This is a genomic window from Sphingobacterium sp. UBA5996, from assembly GCF_002429765.1.
Lineage (GTDB): Bacteria > Bacteroidota > Bacteroidia > Sphingobacteriales > Sphingobacteriaceae > Sphingobacterium.
This window is the reverse complement of record NZ_DJAS01000014.1, coordinates 124,017-135,614: the sequence shown is the minus strand read 5'-3', so window position 1 is coordinate 135,614 and position 11,598 is coordinate 124,017. Positions and strand designations below refer to the sequence as shown.

The window sequence follows — 11,598 nt, the reverse complement described above, 5'->3', positions numbered from 1 at the left end:
ACCAAATTTTGTACCTTTGTAAAAAAAAATTGAAGATGTCGGTCAAGATTGGTGAAAATATTGATTTGGGTGAATTCCCTTTGTTACTTGCTCCGATGGAGGATGTCAGCGATCCCCCATTTCGGTATGTTTGCAAACAAAATGGTGTTGATTTAATGTATACTGAATTCATTTCCTCAGAAGGGCTGATTCGTGATGCGGCTAAATCTGTTCAAAAACTTGATATTTTTGAATATGAACGGCCTATCGGTATCCAGATATTCGGTGGAGATATTGAAAGTATGCGCCAATCAGCTGAAATCTGCACAAAAGCAAATCCAAATCTAATCGACATCAATTACGGCTGCCCTGTTAAGAAAGTGGTCTGTAAGGGAGCCGGCTCTTCCTTATTGCAAGACATTGATAAAATGGTTGCCATGACCAAAGCTGTTGTTGAAGCAACTCATCTACCCGTTACAGTAAAAACACGTCTTGGCTGGGATGACAATACCAAAAATGTATACGAGGTAGCAGAGCGATTGCAAGATGTTGGCATAAAAGCATTAGCAATACATGGCCGTACCCGTGCGCAATTGTACAAAGGTCAGGCTGATTGGTCCATGATCCGTGACATCAAACGCAATCCGCGCATTCAGATTCCAATTTTTGGTAACGGTGATGTGGATTCGGTGGAGAAAGCCGCGGCCTGGAGACAAGAATATGAGGTTGATGGCATTATGATTGGTCGTGCTGCAATTGGTTACCCATGGATCTTTAGAGAAATCAAACATTTCTTCCACACAGGTGAGCGCCTGGAGGGGCCTACTATTGCCGAACGTGTCGAGGTATGTAAAACACACTTAAACAAATCCATTGAATGGAAAGGTGATAAATTAGGGATTTTTGAAATGCGGAGACATTACGCAAATTATTTCAAAGGAATTCCAAATTTCAAAGAATCCAGAATGAAACTTGTCAGCTTACAAACGCAAGACGAGATTTTGGATGTACTCCATGATATTGAACATACCTTCGAAACTGAAGTATTTTAAGATTTTTCAATACATAAAAAAGGCGANNTCGCCTTTTTTATGTATTGAACAAACCAGCTATTTTCTTCGAATTAATTTCATCAGCCCATTCTTTTCAAGAATAAAAGTGAAGCCCAATAATAACAATAGCATCCCATTGCCTATCCAGATGTTACTATGAAAAACTTGAAAGCTCATCCATGAAATCAGAAGCCCTACCCCAAGATAAATGGCAATTTTTATCAATTTATAAGGTATAGGATAATACATCTGACCCCAGTACAGTGAAAAGCCAATCATCACCAAGTACACCACTGTCGTAGACAAAACAGCCCCAACATAGGAATACACTGGAATCAGCCAAACATTCAGCATAATCGTTAATAAAGCTCCTATTCCTGAAATATAGAGTGCATATCGTGTCTGGTCTGTCAACTTGTACCAAATTGACAGGTTCATATATATCCCTAGTAGTACATAGTTAAACAGTAGAATTGGAACAATTTTGAGTCCGGTCCAGTAGACAGCAACTTCCGATTCATTTCCTTTAATGAAGTACTTAAGCCAATCGAGATTAACGGTTAGTCCAACCATTGCAATGACCATCAAAATAACAAAATACTCCATGATTAGCGCATAGGTTTTCGATGCATTCTGATTTTTCGAATACGAAAAGAAAAATGGTTCTGCCCCTAGCCTAAAAGCCGTAACAAATAAGCTTAGAAATACGGCCAATTTGGCAACCGCACCATAGATACCTAATTCGTCTTTCCCAGTCTCTCCGGGCAACAATTTCAGAAAGAACATTTTGTCTAGATTCTCATTAATAATAAATGAAATATTAGCGACTAAAATTGGGAAGCTATACGTTAACATTTCATGCAGTAATTTTCGATCTAGATTGAATCGGAAAGTGAGCAACTCGGGCAGTAGTAGGATTAATGTAACAATACTCGCGAAAAGGTTGGAAATAAAGACATAGCCAATCCAGCCTTCTTTAAACCATGTTCCGGCAAAATCAGCCCAAAAGCTATACTGGTGAACCCAATCAGGCAAGAAATAAATGAAGAACAGGTTTGAAATCACCGTAACTCCAATATTAACGAATTTTAGTGCGCTATATTTATAGGGCCTTCCTTCAGCGCGAAGTTTTGTAAATGGGATAACGGCAAGCGCATCAGCAACAAGAATAAAAGCGAAATATTTAATATATCGCTCATACAGATCAACATCGCCACCATCTGCAAACCATGCTGCAATGGGCCGCGTAAATACAAAGACAGATAACAATAAAATAAACGAAGTGACTAACGTAATAAAGAAACTATTATTGTATACTTTAGATCTATCTTGTGTTTCGACCTTTTGCAAATAGCGAAAATATGTCGTCTCCATACCAAATGCCAGCACAGCATTCAACATAGACATCCAGGCATAAAAATTAGAATAGATGCCGTAGACTGCCGCATCTTTAAATTTCCTCAGATAAAGCGGCGTCATCAAAAATCCTATCATTCTTGAAACGATAGTCGTTATACCGTAAATGAAGGTATCGCTGAGAAATTTTTTGATCGTAGACACTGGGCTTAGGATTGAACTCTTTTAACTACTTCAAAATTAGAAAAGCTTTTCAGTTCGCCTTCCTCTATTTCTACACTTTCAACAATTGCACCTTCGGGGCCTTCTTGGCAGAACTCCAACAGTGAATCCAGTGCAAAATCATCGCCCTCAGCTTCAATATAAACGGAACCATCTTTTAAATTGACCACAAAGCCCCTGACACCAACTTGATCAGCAACTGCCTTGGTTGTCAATCTAAAAAAGACCCCCTGTACTTTACCTCTTATTGAAATATTCAAATGTTTCATCTGTAACTTATTTTTTCTTCCATCTGTCAGATGGAGCAATCCATGACTATAATTTCATTCGTATAGTCATGGGTTGTTCATTAAAAACAAAAGTACAGAAGTTTTGGGGAATAAAATACTAGGCTAAGCGTTTTACCTTCACATCATCAGTCAAGCGCATATGTTCCATCCCCTGAAGCAATACAACACCTGGCTTTTTACCGACCTCCAATGATCCAAATTCGTCCTGAATATTTAACGCAATAGCACCATTAATCGTGGCCCATTGTATAGTCTGTAAGAAATCAAGATCCTCGAAGTGTGCATGTAACACCTTTAGTTCCTCCAGAATGGACAGTGTATCGTTGGAAGCTAAACTATCGGTTCCGATCACAATACGTTGTCCTGCATTTAAAAAATTCTGAATTTTAGGTAGAACCCCCTCAATATAAAGGTTAGCTTTCGGACATAAACACCACGTGACGTCACGCCCCATACGCTCAACAAAATCAAGATCTTTTAAAGACGTATAGGTATTATGAACCAACAACAATTTATTTGGGTAAGGCAAATAAGGCAAATAAGATTGAATTGAATTTCTTGCCTGCGCTTTTATCGTATCTGCATTTTTTCCAATACTTTTATAAAAGTCTAAAAATTCGCCCATTTTATAACGGAACAACTTATTCTCTTCCTCACTTTCCTGATTATGAATACTGATAATGTTTGTTTCCGGAACTATTTTCTTGAATTTTTTAAAAAGTACCTTAGAGCAAGAATAGGGAGCATGTGGCGTGATAGATACATGACCATTCCTAAACTCTTGGATCAATGATTTCGCTTCCTTCAACTTAAAATCAGCTTCGTCTGGCTCAATTCCCATCACCTCTACAAACGTGTGATACAGGATTTCAGAATCCTCCTTCAATTTTGAAGAATTATCCGTATTAGCATGATCACCTACTGCGACAATACCATTTTCGTACATCTCTCTGTCGGCTTTTGCCATCGCTTCATCTATTTTCTTCATCGAAGCCGAACGCGTTGTCATCACCTTACTCAAAAAGCTCGGAAGACCTGTACCTTTGGCAACAATACCTTTCATATGCGACAATTCAATGTGGCAATGTGCATTGATAAAACCCGGAATTATAACCCCTTCGTATTTCTCGACCTGACCGTTATCCATCGGTGTAAATGACGTTGGGTCAAAGATCCCTTGAATTACCCCCTCCTCATCTACCGCAACAATACCATCTTTTATCGGCATCGAGCTAATCGGTAGAATATAATTAGCGCTTAAATATTTTAACATTTTATCTCCTCACTATCGATTTAGTAACTAAAATTTTGACCTGTATGAATACATACCACTAGTAGAAAATTTCATGCCAAGGTACCTAAAAAGAACAATATATACCAAAAACAACAATTTACATAAAATATTAACCAAAAAGAAATAACAACAAACATCTTCCTTGTTTAATTTGTCATAAAATACTTCTTTATATAACATTTCAATTTTTAATCTATATATTCGCAGCATCAAATAGGGGTGCCTTGTTTTGTCAGGAACACAAATACAGGCTGAGATTATACCCAACAGATTAAATTCTGTACACCTGATCCAGATAATGCTGGCGTAGGGAGAGGTTAGTTAAATAGTGCGATCATAGTAACCCCTTGCTATGATTTGTTTAACTCAAACAAAATACATTACCATGATCAAATTTTTGATTTGTAGCTCTTTAGCTACTATTTCGACCCAAATTGCCATTGCGCAGCAAAATCTGACAATTAAAACTGTAGATAAGACCAGCCAAAACCCTTTACAAAACGTTTCCGTATCCATTGATGGACAAGCTTCCTTCAACGGTCAGTCAGACAACCATGGAATAATTAAGCGCTATCATCTCAATACCGGGCAACATCATATACAGATTTCCTCTGTCGGATATAAAACATGGATCCGCAATGTAAACGTAAAAGATAATATGGAACTACTGGTCGAATTAGAACCCACTACCATACAAATGGAAGAGGTACTTGTCCAATCCACACGTGCTAAAAGAAATGCTCCTACAACCTTCAAAAACATCTCAAAAGAGGAAATTACCAAAAACAACCTCGGACAGGATATCCCTTTTCTTCTTAACCAAACACCATCCGTACAGGTAAATTCAGATGCTGGAGCCGGCATCGGTTATACCGGGATGACCATCCGCGGATCAGATAATCAACGAATCAACGTAACATTAAATGGCATTCCACTAAATGACGCGGAGAGCATGGGCTCATTTTTTGTCAATCTTCCTGACTTTGCATCTTCCACAGAGAGCATCCAAGTTCAACGTGGCATTGGCACCTCAACGAACGGCGCGGGATCATTTGGAGCCTCATTAAATATTCAGTCCAACACACTGGCCGAAAATCCCTATGCAGAACTTAATAATTCTTTTGGTTCTTACAACACGTGGAAAAATACAGTGAAGGTGGGCACTGGACTAATAAATGACAAATTTGCATTCAATGCCAGATTATCGCGAATCAGTAGCGATGGCTATATTGAAAGGGGGAGTTCAGACCTACAATCTTTCTATGTGGATGGTGGTTATTATGGTAAGAAACACATCCTAAAAGGAATTGTATTCTGGGGAAAAGAAAAAACATATCAGGCCTGGAATGGCGTTCCCGAACCGTTAATTACTGGAGATCGGTCACGTATGGATGACTATGCCGATAACGCGCTCGAAATATCGGGAGCTGAAAAAGATCGGTTTATGAATGCTGGTCGAAACTATAACCTGTACACCTATAAAAACCAAACTGATAATTATACGCAAAAACATCATCAGCTTCATTACACCAATATCTTGAGCGACAAGTTAACATTTAATACCGCCCTCCATTATACCAGAGGTTATGGCTACTATGAAGAAATGAGACCTGGCGATAAATTGAGTAAATATGGCCTGCCCAATGTGATTATCGGAAAAGATACCATACAAAAAACAGATCTAGTCCGCAGAAGATGGTTGGACAACTATTTTTATGGCCTGACCTACTCCCTCAATTATAAACCCAACGATCAGCTGGAGATTACCTGGGGTGGAGCCTACAATCAATACAGAGGGAAGCATTATGGTCAAGTCATATGGGCACAATATGCCTCAACAGGATTTTTGGATGACAACTACTACTTCGGAAAATCACAAAAAAATGATTTCAGTAATTTCCTAAAGATCGATTACAAATTGGACCAATGGATTCTTATGGCTGATGTCCAATATAGAAATGTAGACTATCACATATATGGCGATGACGATAAGGTCAAAAACTATAACTATCACCCAAAATTCAATTTCTTAAACCCAAAAGCGGGCGCAACTTATCTCTTAAATGATTATTCAAATGTGTATGCTTCCTATGCCTTTGCGCAGAAAGAGCCTGTTCGCAAAGATTTTATAGAAAAAAACAGCAGTTTACCTGATCCAACACCTGAGAAAATGCAGGATATAGAATTTGGTTACCGATTTGCAAACGAAAAACTTAACATCGGGTTGAACGGATATGGGATGTTTTACAAAAATCAGCTGATTCCAACTGGCGAAATCAGTGATACAGGCTCTCCGATTCGCCAAAATGTCAACGATAGCTATCGGATTGGCATCGAGTTCGATGGTTCATGGACCATCAGTAAACAGCTCAACTGGAAAGCAACTGCGAGTTTTAGCCAAAATAAAATCAAAAACTTTGAAGAGGTAATTGGTGATACACGAATTTTTTATACAAAAACGGACATCGCATTGTCTCCAGCAACTATCTTGTCAAGTAATTTCTCTTATAGCCCTATAACACCGCTTACATTTTCACTTTTATCCAAATTTGTAGCTAGACAATACTTGGATAATTCATCTACAAAAGAAAGAAGCATTTCCTCTTATTTTGTCAACAATCTTTTGGCAAACTATAGCTTTACAGCATTGGGCTTTAAAAACATCAGTGCAACATTACAGGTCAACAACATATTGAACGAGAAGTATGAGGCTAATGGCTACACTTTTGGCTGGATGGAAGGTGATAGCCGGAAATACTATAATTTTTATTTCCCACAAGCACCAACGAATTTCCTATTGGGCCTTAACTTCAAATTCTAGCATATTTTTATAAGAACTTGATCATCCCAAAGCCGATAACATCGGACAAACCGCACTGAAGATGTTTTCTGAACAAACACTTCTAAAAGAAATCTCTCTTTTCTCCGAAGGAAAAAAGAGAGATTTCTTTTTATATGGTAGATAAAATTAAATTTCTGATCGCGTTTGACAATTGGAATTTTTACCTTTGGTTTTATACTTTTCATTATGCGCGCAGTTATACAACGAGTTACCAAGGCTTCTTGTACAGTAAATAATCAGATTACAGGCCATATCCAAAAAGGACTAATGATCTTATTAGGAGTTGAAGAGGCTGATACGATAGACGACCTCAAATGGCTAGGGCAAAAATTTATCAACTTGCGCATTTTCGAGGATGAGCAGGGTTTGATGAATAAATCAATACAAGATGTAGACGGAAATATCCTACTCATATCACAATTCACGCTCTTTGCCCAAACAAAAAAAGGCAACAGACCTTCCTTCATCAGAGCGGCAAAACCTGATAAAGCTAAACCAATGTATGAAGAAATGGCTTCACTACTGAGTCACTTACTTCAAAAAGAAATTCAGCTTGGTATCTTCGGTGCCGATATGAAAATAGACCTTTTGAACGATGGCCCAGTTACCATCATCATGGATACAAAAGATAAGGAAAACTTTTAATTTTTTATTCAACAATATGACCATCAAAGAAGCACAGTTAGTTATTGACAAATGGATCAATAGTACCGGAGTACGTTATTTCAACGAATTGACAAATACAGCCATACTGATGGAAGAAGTTGGTGAAGTTGCACGCATTATGGCAAGGCAATATGGGGAACAATCGTTCAAAAAATCTGATAAAGAAGTTAATTTAGCAGATGAGATGGCTGATGTATTATTCGTTTTGATGTGCCTTGCCAATCAAACTGGCATCGACTTGACGGAAGCCCTGGAGCAAAATCTTCAAAAGAAATCAATTCGGGATGCCGACCGGCATAAAAATAACACGAAGCTCAAATAATGACTTAATAAGATGATTTCTACAACTCCCTGAGATGCTATTTAAAATTGTAAATCGGATACGATGCATAAATTCATAACCTATTCGCTCATAGCTAGCGTGTTCATTGCTTCTTGTACAACAAAACAGCGGCTAAATTCCAGCGTTGAGCAACCCAGTACATTTAATAAGGCGGCAGTAGTAACTGCTCACCCTTTGGCTTCAGAAATTGGTGTAAAGATCTTAAAACAAGGTGGAAATGCAATAGATGCTGCAGTTGCCGTACAATTTGCCCTTGCAGTGGTTTATCCAAATGCCGGAAATATTGGCGGCGGCGGCTTTATGCTCTATCGTGATCATAATGGCGAATTAGATGCGCTGGACTTTCGCGAGAAAGCTCCTTTAAAAGCAACACGAGATATGTATCTTGATGCGCAAGGTAATGTTGTTCCAGAGCTGAGCCTGTATAGTCAATTAGCATCAGGTATTCCTGGTTCTGTCGCGGGTATGTGGGAAGCACACAAAAAGTATGGTAAATTACAGTGGAAAGATCTCCTACTCCCCGCAATCCAGCTAGCCAGAAAAGGTTTTAAAATCAGTCAAAGACAAGCCAATGAGTTTGAAAGCCATAAAGATCGTTTTGTCAGGCTAAACCCGTCTGGCGCGGCGATTATCAAAACGACCTCATGGAAATCGGGAGATCTATTTCTTCAAGAGGAACTTGCAAAAACACTGGAAAGAATTGCAGATGAGGGTCGAGATGGCTTCTATAAAGGGAAAACAGCAGACTTACTGGTCGCTGAAATGAGTCAAGGAAAAGGAATTATTACGCACCAAGACCTCTTGGAATACCAAGCAATTTGGCGCAGTCCAATTCATACAAACTATCGAGGATATAAAGTCATTTCGATGCCGCCACCATCTAGTGGAGGAACTTCTCTTTTAGCCCTACTCAAATCCGTTGAGCAGTTTCCGCTACAACGTTGGGGGTTTCAGACCGATTCAACTATTCGTGTTATAGTGGAGGCCGAACGCTATGTCTATGCCAATAGAGCGAAGTATCTCGGGGATCCTGATTTTGTTAAGGTACCTATCCAACATCTCATAGACTCCAGTTCCAATGCAAGTAAACTGCATGCATTTAATTTCCATAAAGCGGCATTGAGTAAAGAGATCAATGCTGACATCATACCTGGCTATGAAAGTGAGCAAACAACGCATTTTAATATTGTTGATGCACAAGGTAATGCGGTGTCTATTACAACGACACTTAATGATTCGTATGGATCGGGCGTATTTGTAGCCGGCGCAGGCTTCCTATTAAACAATGAAATGGACGATTTTTCGGTGAAAGCCGGCGTACCTAACATGTACGGTTTGACAGGTGAAAAGGCAAATGAGATTCAGCCAGGTAAAAGAATGCTCAGTTCGATGACACCTACTATTGTAGAAAAAAATGGCAAGCTATTTATGGTTGTCGGCACCCCAGGAGGATCGACGATTATTACGTCTGTTTTTCAGACTATTCTAAACGTCATCGACTTCAGAAAGAACGCACAGGCAGCTGTTAGCTTGCCAAGATTTCATCATCAATGGCTTCCTGATCATGTCGATGTCGAGCATAATGCCATTGATGCCAACCTGCGTAATCAATTGGCAAAAGATGGCTATACGATAAATCAGAGGGGGGCAATCGGTCGTGTGGAGAATATCGTGGTATTACCGGACGGTAAATTACAGACCGGAGCCGATCCGCGTGGAGACGATACGGCAAAGGGTTACTAAGGTCAAAAAAAATACGGGCTCTTTTNNAAAAGAGCCCGTATTTTTTTTTAAAGTGGATGATCTTACATCATGCCACCCATACCACCACCCATTGGAGGAGCACCAGCACCTACAGGGTTTTCTTCAGCTTCGTCAGCTAAAACACACTCAGTAGTCAATAGCATTGAAGCAACTGAAGCAGCATTTTCTAGCGCTACACGAGATACTTTAGTTGGATCAATTACACCAGCAGCAATTAAGTTTTCATAACGGTCTGTACGCGCATTGTAACCGAAATCTGCAGTTCCTTCTTTTACTTTTTGAACAATTACTGCACCTTCGATACCTGCATTGTTACAGATCTGACGTAACGGCTCCTCAATCGCACGTTTGATGATATCAATACCAATTTGCTCATCTTCATTTTCACCTTTTAGATCTAACAAAGCTTCAGTAGCACGGATAAATGCAACACCACCACCAGCGATAATACCTTCTTCAACAGCAGCACGAGTTGCATGCAAAGCATCATCAACACGGTCTTTTTTCTCTTTCATCTCAACTTCAGTAGTTGCACCTACATACAATACAGCTACACCACCAGACAATTTAGCCAAACGCTCTTGTAGTTTTTCACGATCGTAGTCTGAAGTTGTTGTTTCAATTTGTGAACGGATCTGTGCAACACGTGCTTTGATATCTTCCACATTTCCAGAACCATTGATGATGGTTGTATTATCTTTATCAACCTGAACTTTCTCAGCTTGACCTAAGTAAGATAACTCAGCATTTTCTAATTTGAAACCTCTTTCTTCTGAAATCACCGTACCACCAGTTAAGATCGCAATATCTTCCAACATGGCTTTACGACGGTCGCCGAAACCTGGAGCTTTGACAGCTGCAACTTTCAAAGAACCACGGATTTTATTAACCACCAAGGTCGCCAAAGCCTCACCATCTAGATCTTCAGCAATGATCAATAAAGGTTTGCCCGTTTGAACTTGTTTCTCCAAGATAGGCAGCAATTCTTTCATGTTGCTGATTTTCTTGTCATAGATCAAAATATATGGATTATCCAATTCTGCTTCCATCTTATCGGAATTTGTCACAAAATATGGTGACAAATAACCGCGGTCAAATTGCATACCTTCGACAGTTTTAACTTCTGTTTCAGTACCTTTAGCCTCTTCTACAGTGATAACACCATCATTACCAACTTTTTCCATCGCTTGTGCAATTAACGAACCAATTACTTCGTCATTGTTAGCTGAAATTGTAGCAACTTGTTTGATTTTATTGTTATCTTGACCAACTTCTTGAGATTGTGATTTCAAGTTGGCAACTACAGTAGCAACCGCTTTGTCAATACCACGTTTTAGATCCATTGGGTTAGCACCAGCAGCCACAGACTTGATACCTGGAGCAACGATTGCTTGCGCTAATACTGTAGCAGTAGTGGTACCATCACCCGCTTGATCAGCTGTTTTGGAAGCTACTTCTTTTACCATTTGCGCACCCATATTTTCTAAAGCGTCTTTCAATTCGATTTCCTTCGCTACCGAGACACCATCTTTAGTAATTACTGGAGCACCAAATTTCTTTTCAATAATTACGTTACGTCCTTTAGGACCTAATGTTACTTTAACTGCATTTGCTAAAGTATCTACACCTTTTTTAAGGGCTTCACGAGCCTCAACGTTATATTTTACTTGTTTTGCCATTTTTTATAAGTATTAAGTATTTCAAGAAGTGTAATGAAGATATTATACTAAACCGCAAACCGGTTTTATCTTTTAACATCCAAATTTACAGCTCCACTAAAATAAACTTGA

General features: G+C 39.1%; 9 protein-coding genes. 5 read left to right on the top strand and 4 right to left on the bottom strand.

All coding sequences use genetic code 11. The features are described from left to right. Window positions 1-35 precede the first annotated feature (35 nt). Complete coding sequence (dusB, locus tag B3E00_RS11045; RefSeq protein ID WP_209577593.1) at window positions 36-1,031, top strand: tRNA dihydrouridine synthase DusB; 996 nt, start codon at window positions 36-38, stop codon at window positions 1,029-1,031. Between the two features lie 57 nt (window positions 1,032-1,088). On the opposite strand, the gene B3E00_RS11040 is transcribed toward dusB, so the two are convergent. The 3 genes from B3E00_RS11040 to B3E00_RS11030 all read right to left on the bottom strand — a co-directional run bounded on the left by B3E00_RS11040 (window position 1,089) and on the right by B3E00_RS11030 (window position 4,172). Beyond that, window positions 1,089-2,525 (bottom strand): lipopolysaccharide biosynthesis protein, encoded by a 1,437-nt coding sequence (locus tag B3E00_RS11040; RefSeq protein WP_293938432.1) that lies wholly within the window; start codon window positions 2,523-2,525, stop codon window positions 1,089-1,091. A gap of 71 nt (window positions 2,526-2,596) precedes the next feature. Continuing rightward, entirely contained in the window at window positions 2,597-2,878 is a 282-nt protein-coding gene (locus B3E00_RS11035; protein ID WP_209577591.1) for an acylphosphatase, read from the bottom strand. A 118-nt stretch (window positions 2,879-2,996) separates the two neighbouring features. Continuing rightward, window positions 2,997-4,172, bottom strand: coding sequence for an amidohydrolase family protein (locus B3E00_RS11030; protein WP_209577589.1), 1,176 nt, complete (start codon window positions 4,170-4,172; stop codon window positions 2,997-2,999). Between the two features lie 406 nt (window positions 4,173-4,578). Between B3E00_RS11030 and B3E00_RS11025 the strand changes: the two genes are divergently transcribed. From B3E00_RS11025 to ggt, 4 genes are all read left to right on the top strand, one after another. Continuing rightward, window positions 4,579-7,014, top strand: coding sequence for a TonB-dependent receptor (locus B3E00_RS11025; protein WP_293938429.1), 2,436 nt, complete (start codon window positions 4,579-4,581; stop codon window positions 7,012-7,014). A gap of 207 nt (window positions 7,015-7,221) precedes the next feature. Then, complete coding sequence (gene dtd, locus B3E00_RS11020; RefSeq protein ID WP_293938427.1) at window positions 7,222-7,680, top strand: D-aminoacyl-tRNA deacylase; 459 nt, start codon at window positions 7,222-7,224, stop codon at window positions 7,678-7,680. A gap of 16 nt (window positions 7,681-7,696) precedes the next feature. After that, complete coding sequence (locus tag B3E00_RS11015) at window positions 7,697-8,023, top strand: nucleotide pyrophosphohydrolase (RefSeq protein WP_209577584.1); 327 nt, start codon at window positions 7,697-7,699, stop codon at window positions 8,021-8,023. A gap of 63 nt (window positions 8,024-8,086) precedes the next feature. Next, a complete protein-coding gene (ggt, locus tag B3E00_RS11010) occupies window positions 8,087-9,787 on the top strand; it encodes a gamma-glutamyltransferase (RefSeq protein WP_293938425.1) in 1,701 nt (566 codons plus the stop codon). 62 nt (window positions 9,788-9,849) lie between these two features. Here ggt and groL read toward each other — a convergent pair whose 3' ends face one another. Further along, window positions 9,850-11,487, bottom strand: a complete 1,638-nt coding sequence (gene groL, locus B3E00_RS11005) for a chaperonin GroEL (RefSeq protein WP_209577580.1) — start codon at window positions 11,485-11,487, stop codon at window positions 9,850-9,852. Window positions 11,488-11,598: the final 111 nt, after the last annotated feature.

Bases quoted from the DNA above. Each gene is read 5' to 3' on its own strand.
- B3E00_RS11035 (WP_209577591.1), bottom strand. From the start codon at position 2,878: ATGAAACATTTGAATATTTCAATAAGAGGTAAAGTACAGGGGGTCTTT.
- groL (WP_209577580.1), bottom strand. From the start codon at position 11,487: ATGGCAAAACAAGTAAAATATAACGTTGAGGCTCGTGAAGCCCTTAAA.
- ggt (WP_293938425.1), top strand. From the start codon at position 8,087: ATGCATAAATTCATAACCTATTCGCTCATAGCTAGCGTGTTCATTGCT.
- B3E00_RS11025 (WP_293938429.1), top strand. From the start codon at position 4,579: ATGATCAAATTTTTGATTTGTAGCTCTTTAGCTACTATTTCGACCCAA.
- dtd (WP_293938427.1), top strand. From the start codon at position 7,222: ATGCGCGCAGTTATACAACGAGTTACCAAGGCTTCTTGTACAGTAAAT.
- B3E00_RS11030 (WP_209577589.1), bottom strand. From the start codon at position 4,172: ATGTTAAAATATTTAAGCGCTAATTATATTCTACCGATTAGCTCGATG.
- B3E00_RS11040 (WP_293938432.1), bottom strand. From the start codon at position 2,525: ATGATAGGATTTTTGATGACGCCGCTTTATCTGAGGAAATTTAAAGAT.
- B3E00_RS11015 (WP_209577584.1), top strand. From the start codon at position 7,697: ATGACCATCAAAGAAGCACAGTTAGTTATTGACAAATGGATCAATAGT.
- dusB (WP_209577593.1), top strand. From the start codon at position 36: ATGTCGGTCAAGATTGGTGAAAATATTGATTTGGGTGAATTCCCTTTG.